The following is a 24,381-nucleotide window of genomic DNA, read 5'->3' as shown; positions in this document are numbered from 1 at the left end:
ATACACAGTATCCGATACGTTTCTTTTCTGATAATGTGAGCCGCCACAAAAACGCGTCTGCAAGGAGAAAAAAAGATTAGTGCCCGAACTGGACATCAAAGTAGATACTTTTGCCTGACGCCCGGAGCGGGATGCCGTAGGCAACACTGCACCCTTTGAGGGAACCGGCTTTTAGGGCAACAAACCCGGCCGTGTACATGATCCGGTTGTCCACGTTATGGATCTGGGCGGTCTTTACTGCTGAGCCGACCGCAATGCCAAGATCGGAAATCTTGAGCACGCAGTTTGGGCCGGCATAGGCAGAGCCCTTGTTCTTTTTTGCTTTCTGTGCCTTTACCATCTCTGCGCAGCTGGCATACCCGCACCCGCCGCAGTTGATGCCAAGCGTCTTTGTGCCCTCGACCCCGATGAGGACCGTGGCATCGCTTGCTTTCGCCTGCTCGCCGTTGATCCGCAGAAAATCCATGCCGGTCTCTTTTGCTGCGGCGATCATTTTGTTCCCGAGAGCCTGCTGCTCTTTACCGGTCACGATCTCAATCTTGATCGAGTCAAGTCCGCATGCCTTGGGTGCCGTCCGTGCTGCAATTGCCATGAGGCCGGCAACGGTCTTTACTGCATCCTGTTCAGTTGTCATACCCGGACATTGCACCCGGTGGGCAATAAATCCGCATTGCCGGAAAATGATTCCCAAAAAAAACGAAAAGAAGCCTACAGGCCCCCGCAGGGTGCCGCGGGGACCGGGCGGACAAGGGAGGGTGTGTTCCGGCGCCGCTCGTAGTCCCGTAAGACATTGTATACTCCTCCGGGGAAATACCGGTGTGCATCCTGCGACTGTGCCGACGGGTGCAGGACCGGTTCTGCCAGCGGTGCGTACCGCCGGGCAACAGCGTCAAGAATTCTCTTCATTGCCATAAGTTCGCCAAGCGTAGCGGGATATTCCCTGTCATCGATCACCGTTTCTATCTGCTGGATCACTTCATCCATCCGGGTCATGGGTTCATTTCACTCCTGGTGTGAGTTTTTGCTGATCGAAAGTCAGCGGGAGAGGATATATAATGGAAAAATGAGCGGGGTTCATGGGTGTACAAACCAGGTACTGTACCAGAACCCCGGAGTTACAGGATACTACCGGCAGGGAACAAGGGGGAAAATACCTTTGCCGCGGGTCACAGATACGGGAACAAAAAACAGGAGGGGCGCACAGTAAAGATTTCAAAAAAGGAAAATCCTTGTATGAATTCCGGACCGGCAGGGGATATTTTCATTTTTTCCAAAAAATGCCCAAAACCTATAAGCAGGATCAGGGGGAAACGTATGAAAATTCTCACCACCGCACCAAAAGGGGCGTGCGAGCCCTTTTCGGGAGCGGTGCACAGTACCCGGGAGATTGTAAGTTACGTCAGCACAATCAGAGGAAGATCACACCAAAGAGGCAGGGGAAGACGCCACCCTGCTTGAGCTCTATGCCCTTGCCGGGGCGGAATGCGGGGAGATTCTCTCCCTCAATCCGCACATCGTCCACCGGATCCGCCGCTACCTTCCGGTGCTGGGCGACCGGATCGGGTTATCACCGGAAGTCTCCGGTGTAGAGGTCCGCGAACTCCCTCCCCACGAGATGCAACGGGCCGAAGAGGAACTCTGGATCCACGACCGGCAGCAGAAAGCAGACACCTCAACCGACCGGGTCTTTGCCGCCTTTACCGGCGCAAGCCTTGTCGGGGTTGCACGCTGCACCCGGTTCCCGGAGGGTTCCCTTGTGGACGGGGTGTACGTTCTCGAAGAGTACCGCCACCGGGGATTTGCCCAACGGATCATGCGGCGCCTGATCGAAGAGTGCGGCCGGGACGGGGCCCTGTACCTGTACGCGAAGCCCGAGCACCTTGACTTTTACCGGGAGATGGGATTTGAGCCCGTACCTGAAGCCGTTCTTCCCGCAGCCATCCGGGCCGGAACTCCGGGCGCGGGCGGCGCCAGTCCCATGAAGCGCGATCCCCTGCCACCGGCAGGAGACCTGCACGAATAGCGGGGAGATGTGCTGATGCAGGGGCTGCTGTTTTTAATTGCGATCCTCATTTTCCTTGCCGCAGCAGCCATTGCTTTTGCAGGTGCGGCGCGGGACAGTCGGATTTCCCGCCTCCTTTCGCTTGCCTGCGTTGTGGGAGCCTCAGCGCTCCTTCTCCTTTTTGCACTCATTGTCCTTGTGACCGGCATACCGGAGTCGATCCCTGCATGGCAGCCCTTCCCGGGAATCTCTGTTACCTTTTTTATCGACCGGCTCGCTGCGTTCTTCCTTGTCCTGATAGGCGCGGTCAGTGCGTGCGTTGCGGTATACTGCACCGGGTATATTGAAGAGATGGAAGGCGCGGGCAGGCGCAACATTCTCTGCGGCTGCACTGCGCTCTTTGTGTTTGCCATGGCGCTCGTGGTTGCCTCGGCGACAACGATCTCTTTCCTGCTTTTCTGGGAACTGATGGCAGCGGTCTCGTTCCTGCTCGTGATGTACGATTACACGGGATCTGAGACCACGCGGGCCGGCATCTTCTACTTTGTCATGACCCAGCTCTCCACGCTCTTTGTGATGCTTGGGATCATCCTCCTCTTTTTTGCCACCGGTTCCTTTGCCATTGCCCCGGCGCATGTCACCGCCGGCTCCCTGCCCCTTGTCACCGCCGCATTCCTTGCGCTTTTTGTGGGATTCTCGGTCAAGGCCGGGATCATCCCGTTCCACAAGTGGCTCCCGTATGCCCACCCGGCCAGCCCCTCCCCGGTCTCGGCACTCATGAGCGGCGTGATGCTCAAGGTCGCAGTGTACGGCCTTATCCGGTTCCTGGTCGCAGTCTTTACTCCCGATCTCTGGTGGGGGATGGTGATCCTTATCGCCGGGATCACCTCGGCGGTCCTCGGGGTGATCTATGCAATCAAAGAGGACGACATCAAGGGTCTTTTGGCGTATTCGAGCATCGAGAACATCGGGATCATTTTTGTGGGCATCGGCCTTTTTGTGATCTTTTCCTGCACGGGTCTTCCAATGCTTGCCACCATCAGCCTGCTTGCCGCACTCTTCCACTCCCTGAACCACGCACTCTTCAAAAGCCTGCTCTTCCTCACGTCCGGATCCGTGGTGCACGCTACGCACACCCGGGATATCGAGCAGATGGGCGGACTTGCATCACGGATGCCGGTAACCTCTGCCCTTTTTTTTGTGGGTGCCGCCGCGATTGCCGCACTCCCCCCGCTCAACGGGTTTGCAAGCGAACTGCTGGTGTACACCGCGTTCTTTGAATCGGTCACCGTGGCCGACCCCTTAATCAAGATCCTTCTCTTTGTCTGCCTTGCCCTTTTCGCACTGACCAGTGCACTCTCTGCCGCCTGTTTTGTCAAGGCCTTTGGCTCCATCTTCCTTGCCCGGCCCCGCTCGCAGGAGAGCAGGGAGGCACGCGAGGCCGGCCGGGCTATGCTTGCCGGCCCGGCCCTGCTTGCCATCGCCTGCGTGGTGCTCGGCGTCTTCTCGTACCAGATCCTTGCCGGTTTCGGGTATATCTTCCCCATCCCCGACCTCCTTCTCGTGAGCGTGCTCCTCCTTGTCATGGGAGCGCTCACGTACATTGTCCTGTACGTCACCGCATCGCACGCGGAACGGACAAGTGAAACCTGGGGGTGCGGCTCCCTCTCTCTTCCGGCATCGGCCGAGTATACCGGCCACGGGTTCTCCGAACCGATCGTCACGATCTTTGCCCCGCTGTACCGGACAAAAAAGACCGTGACAAAGAACTATTACGACCGGCACGACTGCATCGTTGCCGGGGGGACTGCGGAGATCCGGCTCGTAAAATTCTTTGAGGAGTACCTTTATCTCCCCCTTGCCCGGGGCGCAAACCGGGCGGCAGGATATGTTGCACGCATGCAGAACGGGTGCCTTGACACGTATCTCCTGTACGTCTTCCTTGCCGTTGTCGCCGTTATTATCTTTCTCGGGGTGACCGCATGAGCTTCGATTTCTTCTTGTACGGGATCATCAATACCCTCTGTGTTGTCCTTGTCGCCCCGCTCTTTGTGAGCGTGGTAAAGAAAGTCAAGGCGTGGACACAGGGGAGGCAGGGCCCGTCGGTCTTCCAGACCTATTACACCATAGCAAAACTGCTCAAAAAAGAGGTGATCTATTCCCCGGATGCCTCGCGGATCAGCCGGGTCACGCCATGGGTCTGCATGGTGGCTATCCTTGTTGCCTCGCTCTTTGTCCCGCTTGTCTACGTCACGGCACCGGTCGGGGGGATTGGCAATATCATCCTCTTTTTGTACCTGCTCGTGCTTGCCCGGTTCTTCATGGCCCTTGCCGGGCTGGACGCGGGAAGCACGTTTGGCGGGATGGGCAGTTCACGGGAGATGAGCATTGCCGCGGTCATCGAACCCACCACAATCATCGTCTTTGCCGCGCTCGCGTTTGTCTTTAAGTCCCTCAATATTATCGACATGGCAGGGATTGCTGCCACCACCGGTACACCGGTAACCCCGGTGCTCATCCTCCTTGGGATCTCGCTTTTCATCATCCTGATCGTGGAGACCGCACGGATCCCGGTGGACAATCCCGAGACCCATCTTGAACTCACCATGATCCATGAGGGCATGATCCTGGAGCAGTCCGGAAAGAACCTTGCCCTGATGGAGTACTCCGCGGCAATAAAGCAGGTCGTGCTCATGGCTCTGCTCATCAACCTGGTCATTCCGTGGGGAATTGCAACCACACTTGCTCCCGCAGCTCTCGCAGCAGCAGCCGTCCTCTTTGTCGCAAAAGGGCTTGTCCTTGCGCTGGTGATCGGCCTGTTTGAATCCTCCATGGCGAAAATGCGGTTCTTCCGCCTGCCCGGCCTCTTTGTGATGGCGTTTTTCTTCTCTACGCTTATTATCATTGTCGAGGTGTTCGCATGAGCGACCCCGCATTCTTTGACGGCCTTGTCAAGATCCTCTTTGTCTGCGTGATCGTCACCTCCGCGTATATCATCACGACCCGGAACCTGGTCTCTCTTGTCCGGGTGTACGCGCTCCAGTCGCTCTCGCTTGTGGCAATCGCGCTTGCCCTTGCATGGTACGAGAATGCGGCAATCCTCCTTGCGATTGCCCTTCTCACCCTGGTCTTCAAGGTGATCGTCATCCCGTACTTCATCGCAACCGTCCAGGAGAAGATCCGGATAAAACGGGACATCGAGTTCCATTTCCTCAGCCCGGCAAGCTCCCTCCTGATCTCGCTTGCCCTCATGATCGTCGTGTACATCACGCTCTCCCGGGTATTCTCCCCGGCTCCCGCTGAAGGCAGCCTCTTTTTCTTCGGGGCGGTCATCGGGATCTCGCTTGTCATGATGGGCATGATGGTGACGTTCTCCCGGAAAAAGGCGATCACAAAAGTGCTCGGGTACCTTTCTATGGAGAACGGGGTGCTGCTCTTTGGGCTCTTTGCCACCGAGCTCCCGTTCATCATCGAATTTCTGATCGTAATAGACCTGGTCATCCTCATCCTGTTAACCACCATCCTCACGGTCGGGATAGACTCTACGCTCGAGGATTACCATAACCGCCTCCACCGGTTCTACCTCTGGGAAGACCAGGAGGAATCGCCATGATCCTTGTTGCCTTTGCGCTCACGGCTCTTGCCGCGATCGTCCTTGTTGCCCTCAGCCGCACGCACAACCAGATGAACGCCGCCGCAGTCGGCCAGGCGCTGGTCTTTGCCGCGCTCGCCTTCTACATTCTCTTCTTTGTCCGGGTGCCGGTGGATACGTTCATCGTAGGCAGCGGCTACTTCTTCATCGACCACCTCGGGCTCCTCGAAGTCCTTGTGGCAACATTCATCTTTGTGCTTGCCGCCGTGTACGCCCGGGGTTACGTGGGCAACCTGCTCATAAGCCACGAACTCGAAGCAGGGAGCCTGAAACTTTTCTATGCCGCATGGTGCCTGCTCGAACTGGTCATTGTCTTAGCATTTTTCTCCGATAACCTGGCCCTTTTCTGGATCTTTGCCGAGATGACCACGGTTATCTCCGCAATGCTTGTCGCCATCCTCTCGGCAAAAGAGAACATCGACGCGGCGCTCAAGTACATCTTTGTGGCCTCGGTGGCGATGATCTTTGCCTTTGTGGGCCTCATCTTCCTCTATGAGATCACGCGCTCTGCACTGGGCACCGGAACCCTCAACTGGACGGTGCTCATAGCCCATGCCTCAGTGCTCCCGGCCGGCATGACCACAGCCGCATTCCTCTTTGTCTTTATCGGGTTTGCCGCAAAGTCCGGCATCTTTCCCTTCCACACGTGGCTGCCTGAGGCCCACGCAAAGGCGCCGTCGGCCGTGAGCGCGGTCCTCTCGGGCGTGCTCCTCAACGTGGGGATCTATGGCATCATCCGGGTCTTTGCCATTGCCCACCAGACTGCTGCCGCGGCAATTGTCGTACCGGTCATCCTTGTCTTTGGTATCTTCACGATCGCGATCGCCGCATTCTCCATGCTGCCGGAAAAGAACCTCAAGAAGCTGGTCGCCTTTTCAAGTATCGAGAACATGGGCCTCATGCTCACCGGGATAGCAGTTGCAACCCCGCTTGCGATCTTCTGGGTGCTTGTGCAGGTTATCGCCCATGCGCTCACGAAAGCTTCGCTCTTCTTCTCGGCCGGCATCCTGCACCGCCAGTACCGGAACCACCTCTCGGCCGATGCACCCGATGATATCCATGATGTGTTCCGGTTCCAGCCTCTTGCTGCATGGGGAATCGTCCTTGGAGGACTTGCGATCATCGGTATGCCGCCGTTCCTGGCGTTCTTCTCCAAGTTCTTCATCCTGCTCTCGCTTGGCTCAATTTCGCCGTGGGTACTTGCGCTTGTCCTTGTGCTCCTCTTTATTGCCGCCTCTGCATTCGGGTATTTTGTGATCCGCACGTTCGGGCGGACCACGCCACCGGGTGAACCCTGCGAGCCTGTACCTTACCATACACCGCTCTCCATGCAGGCGCCGATCGTGATCCTGCTTGCGCTGGTGCTTGCCCTTGGCCTGATGTTCCCGGCAGGCGGATATGCATTCATTACGCAGATTGTAACGGAGCTCGGATTCTCATGACAGGAAAAGATACCGGTGCAGCAGCCACGGCAGCGCAGGAGATCTTTGGCAGCGGTATCTCCGGCCGGCTCGCGTACGGGAGCAGCAGGGAATGTATCCTTGACGTGAATGCAGACGAACTTGACCGGGCCGTCCCCGGCCTTGCAGCCCGGAACTTTGTCCTGTCCGCACTCTTTGCCACTCCCGTGTACGCCGGCGAGGGGTACATACTCCGGTACGTCTTTTCGCATGCCGGGAGCATCCTTGTCCTCTCCCGGGCCCTCAACAGAAAACAGGCAACATCCATTGCCACGATCTTTCCCTCGGCCACATGGCCGGAGCGGGAGTGCAGGGATATGTACGGGATTAAATTTGAAGGCGCATTCGATACACGGCGCCTGGTCCTGCATGAGACCTGCCCGGCCGGGTTTTACCCCTTAGAAAAATCCGTTAAAAACGCACCCGTTGCAACCAAAAAAACCGTTCCCCCGGCCGAAGAGTACCCGTTCCGGACCGTGAGCGGTGACGGGGTGTACCAGGTGCCGGTGGGGCCGGTCCATGCCGGCATCATCGAACCGGGCCATTTCCGGTTCAGCGTGATCGGCGAGACCGTTTTCAACCTCGAGATCCGCCTCTTCTATACCCACCGGGGCATCGAAAAACTTGCCGAAGGAAAAGACCCGGCAGCATGCGTACGGGTTGCCGAAGCGGTAAGCGGGGACGAGTCGGCGGCAAATGCCACCGGCCTGTGCATGGCAATAGAACGGCTCTCCGGGATAACCGTGCCGGACCGGGCATGGCACATCAGGACGGTCCTGTGCGAATCGGAACGGATCTGCTCGCACCTCGGCGATCTCTCCGGCATGCTGACCGATGTGGCATTTGCCCTTGGGGCCAGCCACTTTGCCGTACTGCGCGAAGAGTTCTTCCGCGAGCAGGAGAAACTTTCCGGCTCCCGCTTCCTCCGGGGCATGATCCTGCCGGGAGGAATCAGCCGGGACATTCCTGTCGAAACCCTTGCCCGGTACCGTGAATTCCTTGCCCGGTTTGCAAAAGAGTTCCGGGCCGGCCTTGCGATCGTGCTCTCCACCCCCTCCGTGATCGACAGGTTTACGCAGACCGGAATTATCAGAAAACCGCTCCTGGGCCCGCTCAACATCACCGGCCCGGTTGCCCGGGCCTCGGGCAGCGGGCGGGACGTCCGGGTGGACAGCCCCTATGGGATGTACGACCGTTTCATACCCGTGCCCCATCCCTTAAATGACGGGGATGTCCTTGCCCGGTTCACGGTCAAGGCTGCTGAAGTCCTTGACTCCCTTTCCCTGATCGAAAAAGTGATTGCAGGAATGCCGGAAGGCCCGGTCATAAGCGCGGACGGGGTCGGTGACGGGGCGGCACTTGCACTCGTGGAGGGGCCGCGGGGAGAGAACCTCTGCTGGGTGGAGATCAGGGAGGGCAGGGTTTTCCGGTATAAGGTAAGGACGGCATCGTACTGCAACTGGCTGGCCATAGAACATGCAGCGCCGGGCAATATCATCGCGGATTTCCCGGTCATCAACAAGAGCCTGAACCTCTCGTACGCGGGAACGGACCTGTGAGGTGAGATACGATGGTAAATGCTGTATCCTGCATGCTTGGAAAGAAAGTGACCGGCCCGCTTCCGGTGCGGGACGAAGAGCTCGAACGGATCGGACGTGAGATCAGGCGCGAGATTAACGCACGGTTCGGCCGCAGCCTTGCCATACGGGAGCTGGACGCGGGCAGCGACAACGCGGCCGAGATCGAGATCAACAACTTAAGCAATGCGTATTATGATGTGGAGCGCTTCGGCATCTCCTTTGTTGCTTCGCCCCGGCACGCGGACGTCCTCCTCGTGACCGGCGCCATCACCTGCAATATGGCGATTGCCGCACAGAAAACCTACGATGCAATGCCCTCCCCGAAATTTGTGGTGGCCGTGGGCGACGATGCCTGTGATGGCGGGATCTACAAGGGCACGTATGCAGTCCTGGGAGGTGCGGATGCGATATTCCCGGTGGATCTCAAAATCCCGGGCAATCCCCCTGCACCGATCCAGATCCTCACGGGCCTTCTTGCCCTGATGCGGAGCGCCGGGAAAAGGACCTGAAAACGGTTCCCGGATATCAAAAAAAATCCGGCCGGTTATCCTGCCGGCCCTGTTCTCCATTTTCCCGGAGGAATGGACATCTCGAAACGGGTGCCGGAACCGGGCACACCGGTCTCTTTTATCATGATACCGGTAATGGAAAGGATGTCCCGGACCAAAAACAGTCCGAGCCCGGAGGTTTTTTTGGGGCCTGACGACGTGGTAAACCCGCGTTCGAAGATGACCTCTTTTTTGTCCTGCGGGACTCCGACACCATCATCTTCGTAGGTAAGCGTACACCCGCCGGACTCATCCGGCATGGCGTTCACCCGGATGCGCCGGACATGTACCCCATGGCGCAGCGAATTGTCAACGAGATTATAGAGTACTTTGGCAAACATGGGATCGGCAAAAACAGAAAATCCTCTTCCCGGTTCCTCAAATGCGATTGTTCCGGCATCAAGGTGTGACCGGATATCGGCAAGGATGGGCCCAAGATCCTGCCAGGCGGGGGCTGTTCCGCCCAATGATTCATAATCCCGGGTAAACTCTATGTGGTGGCGGATTGCTTCGGCCGAGGCCTCAGCCTTATCCAGAAAGCCAAGCAGCAGGGGATCGCGCAGGGATCCCCGGAGAAGATCCAGGTACCCCATCACCCCGGTCAGTTTGTTCTGGATGTCATGACGGGTGATGCTTGTGAGGATGCCTAATTTATGGTTGGCATACTCAAGAGCCGCTGTTGCCTGGACCCGTTCGGTGATATCATAGGTATAGATACGGAATGTATCCTGCCCCGGCGGAATGCAGATAGTCTCGTAAAACGAGCGTTCTTTGATCTGCACCACGCGCTCAGCCGTTTTCCCGGGCTCCTTTTTCAGGTCCAGGGCAATAAAATCAAAATCGGCAGGCAGGAAGGTCTCCGCATTTGCCGGGAGGCCCAAGTCACAAAGAACAGACAAGGTTGCAGGATTTGCGTACACAATCACGCGATCGGCCCCGACATCGATCACCGGGTAGGGATTTAGTTCTGAAAATGTCGACAAACGCTGGTTCTCGCGGAATGCCCGGCCAAGATCGGTTTTGTCAGCAATAACGGCAAGGATCAGTTGCCCGTTTGCTCCGTTTACCGGTACAAGGGTGACCTGTCCTTCCCTGAACGGACCACCATCTCTCCCAAAAGTCCAAAGGAATTCCTGATGCATTCCCAACCGGGCTGCTGCAAGATACTGCTGCACGGCCTGGACCGAGACCCGACCGTCAGGCTGATCCCGGGGCGAATACAAAAACGGTTCCTGCCCGGCCAGTTCTGCCCGGGTGCAGCCAGACAGCCGGGCAGCCGCATCATTGCCATCAAGAATCCTGTCGCCGATAAGGAGTATGGCCTCGCCCGCGGTCTCAAGGACCGCCCGGTACAGGTTTTCCTGGCACCTGCACGATTCCTCTGCCTGGCGGGCTGCATGGATATCGGTAATTATGCAGAGTGTTCGGTCCCGGACTGCACCGGGAATGCAGGTCTCACGAACCCGGCGGTATTCGCCGGAATGGTGCATAAGCCGGTATTCCGATACAACCGGCGTGTCCGGATCGGACGCGGTCCCCGGGGTCCGTCGGTATCGGTCGCGATCGCCGGGAAATACACTCTCCTCCCAGCCGCTGCCCCGTTCCTGTTCAGGAGTCCGGCCGGTAAACGCGTACCATGCCCGGTTGAAATACGCACAGTCATCCTCATTTTCGGTCAGCCGCACCGGAAAGGGAAGGCTTTCGAGAAGGGCAAACGGCGTTTCCTGTACCTGCAGCCGTACGTCCGCGGTTTTTTTCTCTGCCGTGATATCCCGGAATACAAGGATCAGTGCGGGCCGGCCGTTCTGCTTTGGGAACGTTTTTGCCTCCGCATACACGTCAAGCCCGGTACCATCCCCCCGCACCAGCCGCAGTTCCCCGGCAGCCCTCCCGGATTCCCCGCAGAGCCGCGCAAGTTCGACAAAACGGGGATCTCCGTCACCGGTAAGCCTCTTCCCTCCAAGTAACGAGATCTCGCGCCCGGTCCGGCCAAGCAGGCTGCAGGCAGCCGGGTTTGCATACAGGATGTCACCGTCAGGAGTGGCAACCACGACCGCGGCGGTAGTCTCCTCTACAATCGTGCGGTATTTCGATCGCTCTTTTTCAAGCGAATCTGCCTTCTGCTCCTTTTCGGATACATCAACAAGGAAAATTCCTACGCAGGGCTGCCCACCGGTCTCATCGGGAACAGCCTGGAGGATCACCTCAACTGGTACGGGAGTACCATCCTTTCTTTTGACCATGCACCCGTACCGGTCCGGCCTCTGCGTGGCAAGCACCTGCAGGAACCGGTCTTTCTCTGATTCCTGAAAGGAAAGAACGGACAACAGAGGAAGCCTGATCAATTCCTCCTCGGCATACCCAAGGAAGGAACAGAATGCCGGGTTTACCGCACCGGTGCTCCCGTCGGCATGTACTGCCGCAAAGGGGAGGGCTGCGGATTCTATCCCCCCGGCAAGGAACCGGGTGCGTTCCCAGCTCCCGCGCCCGCCTTTTCCGGCCCGGCGCTGGAGTGTTTTTTTATCGAGAAGATCGAGCGCAGACGAAAGCACGGACCCAAGATGCACCAGCGCATCGCTATTCCCGGAGGAAAAGGCATACGGTTCCCGGGAACACAGGGTCAGTGCACCTACCACTTCGCCTTTGAACCGGAACGGGAGGGCTGCCAGGGACCGGTACCCGTTCCGGAGTGCCTCCTCTTTCCAGGATCCTGCAGCAGGATCGGTGCTGATATCGGATACAATGCGTGGGCTTCCCGCCAGGATCGCCTCACATGCCGGGCATGCTGCGGGATCTTCACGGGTAACCGGGTATCCTTCTTTTGGCAGATCACTTTCCGTACCGGCCTGTGCCACCGGACGGAGAATTCCGGCAGCCTGATCGAATAAACCCATCCAGGACGTACATACGGTATCCCCGTCAACAGCATTCCTGCAGGTCTCATAAAGCACACGATCCAGCTCGCGGAGAGATCCGGCATCCGTTTCTGCCTGCGCACCGATCGCATAGAGCCTCTGGTCGGTACCAAGTTTCAGGAGTACCTTTTTACGTGCAGTAATTTCCTGTATGACCCCGATGGCACCGGTTATTGCACCGGCCGTAGTGCGGAGCGGGGAAAAGATCGCCCGTAGCCATCCCTGTTTTCCCACTGCAGGAAACTCGTACCGGAGATCCGGGGTTGCAACAATTTCCCCGGTACATGCACGCGCGACGGCATCCCTTCCTGTCTCCCCAAGGAACGGCAGGAGAGCCTCAAGCGGCTTCCCGATAGCATCCGGTGCAGAAATACCCGTAATATCTTCCAGGGTCGGGTTCCAGCGGCTGACATGACGATCCGGAGTACAGACAAGGATCCCGTCGCGTGCCCCGGTGACCACAGCTTCCGCAGCGGAGATGGCTGCCTTAAGGTCTGCATCTTTTCTTTCCTGGCCGGAGACGTCAGTGAGGGTGACAAGAATCCGGCATGTCTCCCCTTTGCTCCCGCGGATCGCAGCCCCGGCAAGGGATACGATAACATGGTTGTCTCCGGACAGCCTGACGACAAACTGCTCCTGATAGGTTGTACCCGAGCCGACGGTTCCTGCAAACCACGCAAGGAGCCGCGCCCCTTCCTCCGGTGCAAAAAAGTCCGCAAGGTTTTTCCCGGTGATCTCCTCAAGGGAGGATCCAAGCATCACGGTCCCGGCGCGACTGGCACCGGTCACACGTCCATCGGGAGAGAGCACCAGCTGGGCTGCCGGTGCATACGTAAAGAGTTCCTCCCAATCCCTCTCCCCGGGATTTATTGTCTCTGTCTCCCCACAGGAAATACCGGTAATCTGTCCGGCTGCCCCGATAAACTGCCCGTGATCGGTCCGCGGCCGGAACACGGCACGTACACTGTGAACCTTTCCCTCCCTGCCGGCGATTCGAAAGGCAAAGGACGGTGTCGCACCGCTTCTCACTTCACCAAGCCGGCGGGCCACTGAAGGAATATCCTCTGCAGAAACAAGCAGGGCAAAGTCCCGGCCCGTCAGGTCTTTTGGCTCATGGCCGAACCTGCGGATACCCGGGCTCACGTAGGTAAAAATGCCCTCTTCATTTACAGTAAAGACGGTATCGTCGAGCTGGTCCACAAGCGAGCGGAATGTCTCTTCGGATTGTTTCAGGGCACGCTCACTCTGCCTGCGTGCAACTGCAGATCGGATCCGGGTCTGGAGCTCCGCAACCTGGGCACGGGGCGAACCTTTTTTCTGCACGTAAAAATCGGCGCCTGCATTGAGCGCCTCAACGGCAACCTCTTCCCCGCCGTTCCCGGTAAAAAGGATAAAGGGCATCCCGTTGCAGCGGGGGCGGAGGTACTTAAGGAGGGAAAGCCCGTCCATCTCAGGCATCAGGTAATCCGCAACCATGGCATCGTACCGACTGCCTTTAAGTTTCTCGATGGCTTCCCGTGCCGATGTCGCGGTGTCTACCGTAAACTCCCCGCCTCTCTCCATACCATTTTTTGTTATTTCGAGAAGTGCAGACTCGTCATCCACGTACAGGACCGAGATCATGGCAGCCTCCGGCAGGGCCGGGTCGGGATTTCACCTGTTTTGCAATCGTTTTCCGACATGATTAAGGGTACCGCCTGCAAGCAGTCCTGGGGGAAAGACCCGGTACGGGGCCTGTAAAATTCCGGCAATGAACGTGGACGGAACAAAACGTTCTCTGGCACTGCCGGTTATCCCAGAAACTTCTCAATGGCTGTCCTGAGTTCATTGAAGGTAACCGGTTTCTGGAGAATACCCACGAGAGGATCGTTGAGGGTTCTCATCTTTTCCGGGACATTGGGGGATGCGGTAAAGAGAAGTACCGGTATCTCCCGCAGGTTGTACTCCGTCCGCAACCGTTCCAGAAATTCCCAGCCCGAAAGCGGCGACATCATGATATCGAGCAGGATCAGGGCAGGTGGATCCGCTTTTACCGCGGACAAGGCATCAAGCCCGTTTGGTATGAGAACCGGTTCGTACCCCAGTTTCTTTAACAGGATCTCCATGAGATCCAGGATTGGCTGGTCGTCTTCAACGACAACAATCTTACGCGTCATGGTAATTCCGTCCCGTCAGGTCGTTTTTTGGGGATATGGAGGGTAAAGGTGCTCCCGATGTTTACCATACTGTCCACGCTGATATATCCCCCATGCAGCTGGACATACTTTTTTGCAATGGCAAGTGAAAGGCCAGTACCGCCGACACCTTCACGTGCCGGCCCGGTTCCTCCGTCGGATTTGAAGATCTCATCAAGCTGGGCTTCAGTGATCCCGACACCGTTATCCTGGATAGCAAGCCGGTGGAAAGGGTGCGATGGCGAGTCGCGGTACGTAATCCAGATCTTCCGTGGCGGCTTGGAATATGCCACCCCGTTTGCCACCAGCACATCGATAACGTAGCTGAGTTTCTGGCGATCTGCATCAAAAAGAAGATCTGCCGGGACATCAACTGCGATCTCTGCCTTGAGTGCATACCCGCCTCCTGAGATTACGTTGTTTATCATACCGGCAACGGGAAAGACCGAGTAGTCAAGGCTGGATTCCTCTTCTTCGAGAACCGAGAGTTCAAGCATCTGGTTGATGATCTGGCGCTCGCGGTCCACGCTCTTTGCACACCGTTCAAGGATCTGCCGGGTCTCCTCGGTCACCCCAAAAGCGGGAGGATCCTGGAGAAGGAGGTTAAGGTACCCGAGCACCGGCTGGAGTGGGGTCCGCAGCTCGTGGGCAACCGCCCGCATCATCTCGCGCCTCCGCTCCTTGGTCTGCTCCACCCGTTCGCGGTATTCCTCCCATTCGGTATTGTCAATGATATTGACGAGTCCCGCAGGACGGTTATTCCGGATAATCGGGGTAAAGTAGAGCACAGCCCTCCTTGTCTCCCCGTTTTTGGTGAGAAACCGGAATTCATCACGATCAGGGGCAGGCTCCAGAAACCCCCAGCGATCAGAAAACGACCGGAACCGGTCTTTGTCTTCAGGAATGACCAGATCGGCAAGATTCATCCCGGAGCATTCTTCCTGCCCATAGCCGGAGAAGGAAAAAAACGCCGGGTTTGCAAAGAGGATTGTGGTGCGATCCGTGATCACCATACCTGTGGGCGAGTTTTCGGTCACCTGGCGGTACTGGATCGAACTGTCTGCCGCAAGTTCCCGTGCAGATTTCTCCGCGTCAATATCGGTGATTGAGCAGCTCACGATGGTGTCATCGATCCGGCTCCAGGAAAGGTTGACCCAGTGTGGCCTTTTGTCCTTTGTGACAAAACAGGTCTCGAAATTCCTGATATCCTCACCGGATCCAAGGTGCTCAAAGAACCTGCGTTTGAAGTCCTGCGAGAAGAAGAGATCGGAGAATGCAATCCCGCCCAGTTCCTCTGCCTCATATCCGAGCATGGTTGCCACCTGCTGGTTTGCAAGCCGGATCGTAAACCGGTTCTTGTCAAAAAGGATGATCCCGAGAAGGGAATTTTCAAAGATGCTCCGGTACCGGGCCTCGGATACCCGGATCAGGTTGGTGAAGTAAGCCACGGCAAGCGCGATGCAGATAAAAAGGATGGCCTGGGCGGTAGCCGACCAGAGTGCAAGAACATCCGGGTAGAGCGAGAAGTAGACCAGGCATTCGTAGATGACCCCGCAAAGGCCGGAAAGGATGATCCCGCGCTTGGGATAGAAATACGTTGCATACAGGATGGGAAAATAAAAGAGCTGGGGATAGAGGTCCCCGGCATTTTTGGCAAGAGCCAGTGCGGTTATCAGGATAACAGAAACAGTCAGCGAGGCAATGACGATGGAACGGACCAGATCGGTATGTGAGAATGAATATCCCCGGAGGGTAACCTGTCGTTCCATGCTTAACCTTTGAGTTTACCCTGATACCCTATAAACCTGTCATTGACTCCGGAAAAGAGATCCACCGAAAGAGGAAATACCTCAGCTCATCCGTGTACCTGTCTACAAACCGGGGAATGTGTCCCGCCGGCACCGGAGAAGTTAACGCACAAGTGGCCTGAGTTTCCCAATCACCCGGCTGACCTGTGCCGCGGAAGTACCAATGTAAGAATCCGGTGCAAGGAGGGTTTCCAGGTCGTGCCGCGAACAGTACCTGAGCACGTCCTGATCTTCCCCAAGCACATCTGCAAGCGGCCGGTTTTCCGCAAGCGCCTGCATGCTTGCGAGACGTATCTTTTCGTGGGAATCCTGGCGGTTCATGCCGCGCCGGGTGAGTTCGATCATCACAGACTCGGCCATGTTGATCCCGTGAAGGAAGGCAAGATTCCGCCGGATCGCTGCACGATTGATCTCCAGCTTGTCGAGGACCGTGGTCATGAGCCGGAGGCAGTGATCGGTAAGGATGGACGCCTCAGGGAAGAGTACCCGTTCGCAGGAAGAGTTGGTGAGATCCCGCTCGTCCCAGAGTGTATTATTGAGAAGTGCCGGTTCGACCGCAGCCCTTACGATCCGGGCAAGGCCGCAGACCTGCTCGGATTTTATAGGATTGCGCTTGTGCGGCATGGTAGAGGAGCCCACCTGTTTGGCACCAAACGCCTCTTCCACTTCCCCGATCTCCGTGCGCTGGAGCGAACGGACCTCGACACCGATCTTGTCCAGGGTCGTTGCGACATTTGCAAGAAACATGAAGTATTCCGCGTACCGGTCCCGGGAGATCACCTGGTTGGATACATCCACCGAAGAGAGATGGAGGATCTGCATGATCGCTGCCTGCACCTCCATGCCTTTTGGCCCAAGCGCTGCCTGTGTTCCCACAGCGCCGGTCATCTGCCCTACTGCAACCCGGGGGCGGAGCTGTTCAAGGCGTTCGATATGTCTTCCCACCTCGCTTGCCCAGATGGCAAACCGGAGGCCGTACGTGGTCGGGACTCCCTGCTGCCCGTGTGTCCTCCCCACCGCAACAAGGTTTGTCGTCTCTTCGGCTCTCCGCAGCAGCACCCCAAGAAGTTTGCGCAGTTTTTCATCGATGAGGTCCAGCGCCTGCGCCAGCTGGAGGCCGGTTGCCGTATCGAGAATATCGTTGGAGGTGGCCCCATAGTGCACCCACCGCCCGGACTCCCCGGAGACCTCCGAGATCGCTTTTACAATGGCCATCATATCGTGGTTGATCTCTTCCTCGATCTCCTTTGCACGGGCAAGGGAGGCACGGGGAGCGTTCTTTGCAATCTCCGCTGCCGCCTCCGCAGGGATCATGCCCTCGGCTGCCTCTGCCTGAGCGAGCGCAGCCTCGATTGAAACCACACATGAGAACCTGTTCTCTTCGCTCCAGACCTGGCGCATCTCCGCTGTGCCATAGCGGTACTCGATGGGGTGGACTGCCATGCAGAAGAGTTGGGATGTGCGGGGATATAGCGGTTGAGGATCGAAAAGGGAACATGGGATCCAAATGACCGGTGGATTCCAAACGGGATGTACGGTTTTGGGGTCCAAAGATCTCTTCCCGCAAAAAAATCGGGCCGGAGTGCAATCCAAAAAGCAGGGTACATGTTCACTCCCCATCCCACACCCATAAAACATCCGGCTGCCAATGGTACCCCGGCAATGGACAGTTTCGATCCGTTCTTCCCCTACAGCGAGTACCGCCCCCACCAGCGCGAGATGCTGACGTTTGCCGCACAGATAGCGCGGGACGGCGGCATCGGCATGATCGATGCCCCGACCGGCAGCGGGAAATCAAGTGTAATCTCTGCGCTTCTCGCAGAACGCCGGGGCCGGAAGATCGTAATTGCGGTAAGAACGGTCAGCCAGCTCACGACCTTTGTCCGGGAGCTTGCACTTGTCAAAAAGAAGCGGCCGGATCTCAAGACCGTATATCTTGTCGGGAAAAAGAGCATCTGTCCTTTAGGGGGAGAAGGAGATATTTACCGGCGCTGCGAAGGTGTCAAGACATTTTCTACAGCCCTTATGCGCGAACGGGCCGAACGCGGGGCGCTTGTCCCCATCAAGGATCCCTTCATCGTCCAGCAGATACGGAAAATGGACCGGGAGCACCCGCTTCTCTGTCCTTATTTTATTGCGAGCCGCCAGTTTGTTCCCGGGGAGAGCGGCGGGGTCAAGATGATCCCGTCTGCCCAGGTCCGCTCGAAAGCTGACCGGATGCTCGACGACCCGGTCCGGCCCCAGGAACTCGGGGGATTTTCTGGGGATATCTGCCCCTATGAGCTCGTGCTTTCGGCAGCGAAAAATGCCGATGTGGTGATCCTCAACTACCACCATCTTTTTGATCGTGTAATCCGGGAGCAGCTCTACGCAAACCTCAATGTGGAGGACCAGGACGTGATGCTCCTGATCGACGAAGCCCATAACTGCGGAGACGTGATCCAATCGGTCGAAAGTATTGCGCTTGCCCAGAAAGACATTGAGCAGGCCACCCGCGAGCTTTCGGGGATGCGCCGGCTCCATAAAGGGGCAGAGGCGGTGCAGCACGTCCTTCCCCGGCTCTCGGAGTTCATGGCCGGCCTTGCAAACTCTTCTGAGCCTGAGGACTGGTTCGACCCCGGGATCTTCGATCGGGCGATTGTCAAAGGCTCGCTCTGGAAGGACATGGGCGACATTGTTGACGAACTCATGGGGCTTGCCGAGACCATACGGGAAAAAAACCAGAAGTCAGGAGAGTTCCGCGAAACGGCAATCGAGCGCCTGACCCTTTTTATGTACCGCCTGTCCCAGTCAGCGAATAACCCGGCCTATCTGACCATCTACAAACGGACTGATGAAGGCATCCTCCTTGAAGTCAGGAATATCGACCCGTCTGCCCCATTAACGGAGATCTGTTCCACGCATGCCTGCTGTATCCTGATCTCGGGGACGCTCTCGCCGGTCGACAGCTTCCGGCGGCTGTACTTCAACAATGCATCCGTTGCCACCCTTGCCCTGCCCAACTCGTTTCCCAAAGAGAACCGCATCATCTGCTGCGCAAACGATATTACAACAGCATATTCCCTCCGCCAGAGCAGAGAGAACACCGAGAAGATCGTGCAGTATATTACCGTGTTTGCCGCACTCAAAAAGAACCGGGCCATCTACTTTCCCAGTTACCAGATTCTTGAATCCTACGCATCGCTTGCCTCCTCCCACATCAGCAGAAGGAAGATCTACATTGAACCCCGTGATGCGGCAGGAGCAGGGGCTGCTCTTAATGAGTTCCTCTCCCTTCCCGCACAGGGGGACTCAGGGATCATGTTTGCGGTCTGCGGGGGAAAATGGAGTGAAGGGCTCGACTACCGGGGGGAAATGCTTTCCGGGGCGATGGTGGTGGGCCTGCCGCTTGCCCCGTTTACCCGGGTCAGAAAGATGGTTATCGAGTACTTCCGGCACAAATATGGTGACGAAGGCGAATTCCTCTGTTATACCCTCCCAGCGATCAACCGGGCCCTCCAGGCGCTCGGTCGCGTGCTGCGCACTCCCGAGGATCGCGGTGTTCTTGTCTTTGCCGAACGCCGGTTTTTGGAAAAGCGTGTTTACTCGGCCCTGCCCTTATGGATCCGGGACGAGATGATCGAATGTGATTTCACAAAGTTCCGGGAGGTACTTGGGAAATGGAAGTGACTGGCGGGTCATGCAGGCTCGGACTCTGGCATGTCCATGTCTGGTGGAGCGGCGATACAATTCACCGTGTCCGGTTCGCACCCACAGGTATACCCGGCCCGGTGCCGGCCCCCATACAGAAATATTGTGCCGGTCGTCTCATGGACCTATCAGGACTCAGGACTGTTGCCTGTGAAGGGGATACGGTCTCCTCCCTCATCTACCGCGCCGTCCGGGAAATCCCGTATGGCAGTACCGCGACATACGGGGATATCGCGCGAATTGTGGGTACATCTCCCCGGGCCGTGGGGCGCGCCATGGCCCATAACCCTACACCACTCGTGGTACCCTGCCACCGGGTCGTGGCGGCAAACGGAATTGGCGGATTTACCCCGGCTCCCGAGATCAAAGAGCACCTCCTCCTGCTTGAGAAGAAAGCAAAGAAACGACAGGCCCATCAATCCGGGTGAATTTTCGCCGCCGGCCCGGGATATTCGGAATCTCTAATTGCCCTTCCGTGAAATAGAGTAGAGACAAGAAAAAGGGACGAACAGAGCATGAAAGTTCTGGTACTGGGAGCAGGAGCGGTGGGATTGTCGGTAGCGGCAAAGCTCTCCACAGTCTGCGAAGTCGACGCGGTTTCCAGGAGAAAAAACGCCGAGGCGATCCGTGCAGAGGGTTTTTCGCTCTCAGGCATCTGGGGATCCGATACCGGTCACTTCAGCATTTCAGAGAGCGTTCCTGAAAATGCCCGGTACGATTATATTATTATCACATCAAAGTCCCAGGACACCGAATCACTCTGCCGGGAATATGCTGCCACGCTTCGGGATACCGAAACCGTGAGCCTGCAGAACGGAATCGGAAATGAGGAGATCATCGGCAGATACACCAATAGGGTAATCGGCGGAATGATCATCACCGGTTTTGAATGGCGGGCAGATAACCAGGTCCATGTGTCCGTTGAGGCAGGCCCGGCCAGACTCGGGCGGTTCCCGGAGGGTCTTGATGACCCGGTTCGTACGCTTGTCTCTCTTATGGCCCGGGCCGGGATCCGGGTTGAAGGCACACCGGAGATCCGCTCCGAGCTCTGGGGAAAAACCCTCTATAACTGTGCATTAAATCCCCTGGGTGCGGTGATGGGAGTGCCATATGGGGATCTTGCCCGGCCTGCTGCCTGGAGGATCATTACCCGGATTGTGCACGAAGGTTTTGCCATTGTCAGTGCAGAGGGGGTCCGCCTTCCCTGGAAAACAGCGGACGAATACCTGGAGTACCTCAAAAATGTCCAGCTCCCGGCAACTGCACTGCATCATTCGTCCATGCTCCAGGATATCACCCGGGGTCGCCGCACCGAGATCGATTTCCTCAACGGTGCCATTGTGGCAAAAGGGGCTGGTCACGGTATTCCCACACCGGTGAATGCCTGTATTACCGATCTGGTGAAATTCCGCGAGGCGCTCGTTTTACAGGGTGCTCCAGGATGAAATCTGCGGTAGTGCTTGCCGGCGGTGAGGCCCGCAGGGCAAACGGGCAGGAAAAGTATTTCTTCACCTACCAGGGTAGGACATTTATCGAGCGCCTGCTCGAATCCCTGTCAGGTGTGGTCGATGAGATCCTGGTCGTTGCCCGCAACCAGGATCAGTGTGCCCGGTTCCAGGCAATGAACAATATCACCTGCATCAGCGATATACGCCAGGGGCTTGGTCCCATCGGGGGGCTTCATGCAGCCACCCTAGCCGCAAAGGGAGAACTCCTTTTTGTTTCTGCCTGCGATATGCCGTTTGTCGATCCCCGGGTAGTCTCGTATCTTTTCGGAGCAATCGGAGACTATGATGCGGCAATTCCCCGGTGGAACGAACAGATGATCGAACCACTGCATGCCGTTTACCGGAGATCCGCACTTCTTTTGTACCTGGAGAGCCATACTTCCCTCTCGTTACGGACCATGGTACGGACACTCAACGCCCGGTATATTCCGGTTGAGGATCTGCAGGGTTTTGATCCAAGCCTGAAAACATTTACCAACATCAACAAGCTCGAAGAGCTCGAACATCTCAACCACGTTTCCGGCAAAAAAGTCGATTGACGGGATCCTGGTTTCCATCCTGATCCTTTCCCGGGGGGATACGGCATGCCCATCCGGTTTTTAGGAGACAAAGAGCCCTCTAACATTATATGCATTAAAATCCACTGTAAATTAAGGGATATACCGTGGCAGGTCGCACCTGCTTTTCGGGAGAGCGCAGTACATGGGATCGCCAGTGCCTGACAGAGAGATTATTCTCCGCCTTACAATCGTGGCCATTGCCTCGCTCACCGCGATTCTGGGCACAATCTTTTCCCTCATCCACGGCATATTTGCAGTCTTTTCCTTCCTGTACATCCTCCCCATCATCTGCGTGGTCTATTTCTATCCCAAAAAAGCGGTACTCTTCACTCTCCTTATCAGTATAATCTATATCGGTCTCGTGTATATCCTGGGATCATTTAACCCGATCCTTATTGCCGTTTCTACCGCGTGGTTTGCCATTTTTCTCACCCTTTCCGTTGTTGCATCTTCCTATGCAAACGGCCTGCTCGAAGAAAAAGCCCGCATCCGGCAGATCATGGAGAACACCCTTGAGGGGATCTTCTGTCTCGATCCCGGCACTTTGCGGATCCGGGGAGTCAACCAGAAGTGTGCGCAGTGGCTGGGATATTCACTTGGTGAGCTGCAGGGAACACCGGTCACCACGGTCTGGACGGACACTGCCGCGCACCAGCGCTTTTTCGATGAGGTAACTTCGGGAAAAGCCGGCATTGCCTTTGATGCCCTGTTCCGGCAAAAGAGCGGAGGGGTTATCCGGGTGATCCTTTCCCCCCTCTATGTGACCAGGGGAATGTTGCTCTGTTCTGTGGTAAATGTTACCGATATCCGGGTTGCCGATGAGGAGATCCGCCAGACTCTCGAAGATCTTGAGCGCCAGGTACGGGAGCGCACTGCACACCTGGAACAGATAAATGAGGAACTGCGAAACGAGATCATTGAACGCCGCAGGCTTGAACATTCCCTCCTTTCAGGAGATCCGACAGTCAAACCCGACCGGGAAAAGGAGAGGAAGCCATGAGCGTTACTCTTTCGTCGGAAAAGAAGCACCAGATCTTCTGGACGATCACCCTCATTATTACAATCTTCGTTACCATCTTATCGACGATTTACTCCCTCTCGCTTGGGATATACGATGTATTCCCCTTCATCTACTTCCTGCCGATCATCCTCTTTGTCTACATCTACCCGAGCAGGGGCGTATATTTCTCCCTGGGGTTAAGCTCTGCCTATATTATCCTTGTTTACCTGTACAGCGGATTTAATCCCCAGGATGTGGCGATCTCCACTGCATGGTTTGTGGTCTTTGTCACCATTGGCGTTGTCACCTCCTCTTTTGCCGAGGGATTGCGCGAAGAAGAACGGAAATACCGGGGAATCTTCGAGAACTCCCAGGCAGGAATCTTTACATTCGATCTCAGTACCCTGAGGATCGCGGAGCTGAACGCAAAATGCGCACAGATGCTCCGGTATGAGAAAGGAGAGCTGGCCGGGACTGACCTGGCCCGCATCATACCTGATGCAGGAAACCGCGACCATTTCCTCCGGCAGGTTCGATCTTCATGGGAAACCGGGGATCTCGAACTGCTCTTTACCGCGCGTGACGGGACAATCCGCCAGATGCTTGTCTCTGCCTCGGTCGCATCCGGTAACATCGTGATCTGCTCTGCAATCGACATTACCGCAAGAAAACTTGCCGAGCAGGTGATCGAACGGGCACGGGAAGATCTTGAACGCCGGGTGAATGAACGTACTGAAGAGCTCCTGCGCGTTAACCGGGAACTTTCCGCGGAGATCGAGGAAAGAAAACGCTTTGAGGCTGCGATCAGGCTTGCCAACCACAAGATTAACACCCTCTCCGGGGTCACCCGCCATGATATCCTCAACCAGATCACAGTGATTGTTATGTACCTCGCGCTCATACGGGAGACCGAGACCGATCCCCACGTGACCGGGTATATCGACAAGATTGGCGAGGTTACAGATATGATCCAGAAACAGATCCGATTCACCCGAGAGTACCAGGATATCGGATCCGGGGAACCACGCTGGCACAATATCAATGAGGTAATCGGGGAAGCCGCATCGGGAGTGGGAAATGATGATGTAATCATCGACCGCCAGGTAGCTGACCTGGAGATCTTTGCCGATGCCGGCTTTCCCAAAGTATTCGCAAACCTGATCGAGAACGCGCTGGTCCACGGCAGGCATGTAACCCTTATCCGGTTCTCGTACTATGAGACAGATACCGGGCTGGTACTCTGCTGCGAGGACAACGGGATCGGTATTCCCGATGATGCAAAGGCACGGATCTTCCGGCGCGAATACTTCCGTAACACCGGGTACGGGCTGTTTTTAATTGTCGAGATCCTCAGCATTACCGGGCTCTCCATAAAAGAGACGGGTACTCCCGGAACTGGTGCCCGGTTCGAGATGCATGTCCCGAAAGGGAATTACCGGTTTGTTGCAAGAAACCACCGGAGCGACCGCTGGCAGTAAACGAGA

The 24,381-nt window shown here is 56.7% G+C and carries 19 protein-coding genes; 13 read left to right on the top strand and 6 right to left on the bottom strand.

Annotation, left to right across the window (positions count from 1 at the left end; all coding sequences use genetic code 11):
- Positions 1-76 precede the first annotated feature (76 nt).
- Both MBOO_RS05905 and MBOO_RS05900 read right to left on the bottom strand, forming a co-directional pair.
- The gene (locus MBOO_RS05905) at positions 77-634 is read right to left on the bottom strand and encodes a ferredoxin domain-containing protein (RefSeq protein ID WP_012106675.1); all 558 of its coding nucleotides are present in this window, start codon (positions 632-634) and stop codon (positions 77-79) included.
- 74 nt (positions 635-708) lie between these two features.
- Positions 709-993: a hypothetical protein gene (locus tag MBOO_RS05900; RefSeq protein WP_012106674.1), complete on the bottom strand. Its 285-nt coding sequence runs from the start codon at positions 991-993 to the stop codon at positions 709-711.
- Between the two features lie 550 nt (positions 994-1,543).
- Here MBOO_RS05900 and MBOO_RS05895 point away from each other — a divergent pair.
- The 7 genes from MBOO_RS05895 to MBOO_RS05865 are packed head-to-tail and all read left to right on the top strand — an operon-like array spanning position 1,544 to position 9,203.
- Positions 1,544-2,023 (top strand): GNAT family N-acetyltransferase, encoded by a 480-nt coding sequence (locus tag MBOO_RS05895; protein ID WP_012106673.1) that lies wholly within the window; start codon positions 1,544-1,546, stop codon positions 2,021-2,023.
- Positions 2,024-2,038: 15 nt separating this feature from the next.
- Entirely contained in the window at positions 2,039-3,988 is a 1,950-nt protein-coding gene (locus tag MBOO_RS05890; RefSeq protein WP_012106672.1) for a proton-conducting transporter transmembrane domain-containing protein, read from the top strand.
- Positions 3,985-4,926 (top strand): respiratory chain complex I subunit 1 family protein, encoded by a 942-nt coding sequence (locus MBOO_RS05885; RefSeq protein ID WP_012106671.1) that lies wholly within the window; start codon positions 3,985-3,987, stop codon positions 4,924-4,926. Before MBOO_RS05890 ends, MBOO_RS05885 begins: the two co-directional genes overlap by 4 nt.
- Positions 4,923-5,615: a hydrogenase-4 component E gene (locus tag MBOO_RS05880; RefSeq protein WP_012106670.1), complete on the top strand. Its 693-nt coding sequence runs from the start codon at positions 4,923-4,925 to the stop codon at positions 5,613-5,615. The genes MBOO_RS05885 and MBOO_RS05880 overlap by 4 nt, the downstream gene beginning before the upstream one ends.
- Positions 5,612-7,096, top strand: coding sequence for a proton-conducting transporter transmembrane domain-containing protein (locus MBOO_RS05875; protein ID WP_012106669.1), 1,485 nt, complete (start codon positions 5,612-5,614; stop codon positions 7,094-7,096). Before MBOO_RS05880 ends, MBOO_RS05875 begins: the two co-directional genes overlap by 4 nt.
- On the top strand, positions 7,093-8,673 hold the full coding sequence (locus MBOO_RS05870; protein ID WP_012106668.1) for a hydrogenase large subunit: 1,581 nt from the start codon (positions 7,093-7,095) through the stop codon (positions 8,671-8,673). Before MBOO_RS05875 ends, MBOO_RS05870 begins: the two co-directional genes overlap by 4 nt.
- 11 nt (positions 8,674-8,684) lie before the next feature.
- Positions 8,685-9,203 (top strand): NADH-quinone oxidoreductase subunit B family protein, encoded by a 519-nt coding sequence (locus tag MBOO_RS05865; RefSeq protein WP_012106667.1) that lies wholly within the window; start codon positions 8,685-8,687, stop codon positions 9,201-9,203.
- Between the two features lie 35 nt (positions 9,204-9,238).
- Here MBOO_RS05865 and MBOO_RS13025 read toward each other — a convergent pair whose 3' ends face one another.
- The 4 genes from MBOO_RS13025 to purB form a co-directional block, all read right to left on the bottom strand.
- Entirely contained in the window at positions 9,239-13,780 is a 4,542-nt protein-coding gene (locus MBOO_RS13025) for a PAS domain S-box protein (RefSeq protein WP_012106666.1), read from the bottom strand.
- Positions 13,781-13,947: 167 nt separating this feature from the next.
- Positions 13,948-14,313 (bottom strand): response regulator, encoded by a 366-nt coding sequence (locus tag MBOO_RS05855; protein ID WP_012106665.1) that lies wholly within the window; start codon positions 14,311-14,313, stop codon positions 13,948-13,950.
- A complete protein-coding gene (locus MBOO_RS05850) occupies positions 14,310-16,100 on the bottom strand; it encodes a PAS domain-containing sensor histidine kinase (protein WP_012106664.1) in 1,791 nt (596 codons plus the stop codon). Before MBOO_RS05850 ends, MBOO_RS05855 begins: the two co-directional genes overlap by 4 nt.
- Positions 16,101-16,241: 141 nt before the next feature.
- Positions 16,242-17,582, bottom strand: a complete 1,341-nt coding sequence (purB, locus tag MBOO_RS05845; protein WP_012106663.1) for an adenylosuccinate lyase — start codon at positions 17,580-17,582, stop codon at positions 16,242-16,244.
- Positions 17,583-17,801: 219 nt separating this feature from the next.
- Between purB and MBOO_RS05840 the strand changes: the two genes are divergently transcribed.
- The 6 genes from MBOO_RS05840 (at position 17,802) to MBOO_RS05815 (ending at position 24,375) form a co-directional block, all read left to right on the top strand.
- Positions 17,802-19,808, top strand: a complete 2,007-nt coding sequence (locus MBOO_RS05840) for an ATP-dependent DNA helicase (protein WP_048068630.1) — start codon at positions 17,802-17,804, stop codon at positions 19,806-19,808.
- On the top strand, positions 19,799-20,257 hold the full coding sequence (locus MBOO_RS05835; RefSeq protein ID WP_012106661.1) for an MGMT family protein: 459 nt from the start codon (positions 19,799-19,801) through the stop codon (positions 20,255-20,257). The genes MBOO_RS05840 and MBOO_RS05835 overlap by 10 nt, the downstream gene beginning before the upstream one ends.
- Before the next feature lie 87 nt (positions 20,258-20,344).
- A complete protein-coding gene (locus tag MBOO_RS05830) occupies positions 20,345-21,274 on the top strand; it encodes a ketopantoate reductase family protein (RefSeq protein WP_012106660.1) in 930 nt (309 codons plus the stop codon).
- On the top strand, positions 21,271-21,876 hold the full coding sequence (gene mobA, locus MBOO_RS05825; protein WP_012106659.1) for a molybdenum cofactor guanylyltransferase: 606 nt from the start codon (positions 21,271-21,273) through the stop codon (positions 21,874-21,876). The genes MBOO_RS05830 and mobA overlap by 4 nt, the downstream gene beginning before the upstream one ends.
- 163 nt (positions 21,877-22,039) lie before the next feature.
- Positions 22,040-22,897: a PAS domain-containing protein gene (locus tag MBOO_RS05820; RefSeq protein WP_012106658.1), complete on the top strand. Its 858-nt coding sequence runs from the start codon at positions 22,040-22,042 to the stop codon at positions 22,895-22,897.
- Entirely contained in the window at positions 22,894-24,375 is a 1,482-nt protein-coding gene (locus tag MBOO_RS05815; protein WP_012106657.1) for an ATP-binding protein, read from the top strand. Before MBOO_RS05820 ends, MBOO_RS05815 begins: the two co-directional genes overlap by 4 nt.
- Positions 24,376-24,381 lie beyond the last annotated feature (6 nt).

The sequence above is a fragment of the Methanoregula boonei 6A8 genome, assembly GCF_000017625.1.
Taxonomy (GTDB): Archaea; Halobacteriota; Methanomicrobia; order Methanomicrobiales; family Methanospirillaceae; genus Methanoregula; species Methanoregula boonei.
Note: the sequence above shows the minus strand (reverse complement) of the source record. Positions and strands in the feature narration are given on the sequence as shown.

Coding starts and splice junctions, on each gene's coding strand:
- MBOO_RS05905 (WP_012106675.1), bottom strand. CDS start 634: ATGACAACTGAACAGGATGCAGTAAAGACCGTTGCCGGCCTCATGGCA.
- MBOO_RS05900 (WP_012106674.1), bottom strand. CDS start 993: ATGACCCGGATGGATGAAGTGATCCAGCAGATAGAAACGGTGATCGAT.
- MBOO_RS05890 (WP_012106672.1), top strand. CDS start 2,039: ATGCAGGGGCTGCTGTTTTTAATTGCGATCCTCATTTTCCTTGCCGCA.
- MBOO_RS05885 (WP_012106671.1), top strand. CDS start 3,985: ATGAGCTTCGATTTCTTCTTGTACGGGATCATCAATACCCTCTGTGTT.
- MBOO_RS05880 (WP_012106670.1), top strand. CDS start 4,923: ATGAGCGACCCCGCATTCTTTGACGGCCTTGTCAAGATCCTCTTTGTC.
- MBOO_RS05875 (WP_012106669.1), top strand. CDS start 5,612: ATGATCCTTGTTGCCTTTGCGCTCACGGCTCTTGCCGCGATCGTCCTT.
- MBOO_RS05870 (WP_012106668.1), top strand. CDS start 7,093: ATGACAGGAAAAGATACCGGTGCAGCAGCCACGGCAGCGCAGGAGATC.
- MBOO_RS05865 (WP_012106667.1), top strand. CDS start 8,685: ATGGTAAATGCTGTATCCTGCATGCTTGGAAAGAAAGTGACCGGCCCG.
- MBOO_RS13025 (WP_012106666.1), bottom strand. CDS start 13,780: ATGATCTCGGTCCTGTACGTGGATGACGAGTCTGCACTTCTCGAAATA.
- MBOO_RS05855 (WP_012106665.1), bottom strand. CDS start 14,313: ATGACGCGTAAGATTGTTGTCGTTGAAGACGACCAGCCAATCCTGGAT.
- MBOO_RS05850 (WP_012106664.1), bottom strand. CDS start 16,100: ATGGAACGACAGGTTACCCTCCGGGGATATTCATTCTCACATACCGAT.
- purB (WP_012106663.1), bottom strand. CDS start 17,582: ATGGCAGTCCACCCCATCGAGTACCGCTATGGCACAGCGGAGATGCGC.
- MBOO_RS05840 (WP_048068630.1), top strand. CDS start 17,802: ATGGACAGTTTCGATCCGTTCTTCCCCTACAGCGAGTACCGCCCCCAC.
- MBOO_RS05835 (WP_012106661.1), top strand. CDS start 19,799: ATGGAAGTGACTGGCGGGTCATGCAGGCTCGGACTCTGGCATGTCCAT.
- MBOO_RS05830 (WP_012106660.1), top strand. CDS start 20,345: ATGAAAGTTCTGGTACTGGGAGCAGGAGCGGTGGGATTGTCGGTAGCG.
- mobA (WP_012106659.1), top strand. CDS start 21,271: ATGAAATCTGCGGTAGTGCTTGCCGGCGGTGAGGCCCGCAGGGCAAAC.
- MBOO_RS05820 (WP_012106658.1), top strand. CDS start 22,040: ATGGGATCGCCAGTGCCTGACAGAGAGATTATTCTCCGCCTTACAATC.
- MBOO_RS05815 (WP_012106657.1), top strand. CDS start 22,894: ATGAGCGTTACTCTTTCGTCGGAAAAGAAGCACCAGATCTTCTGGACG.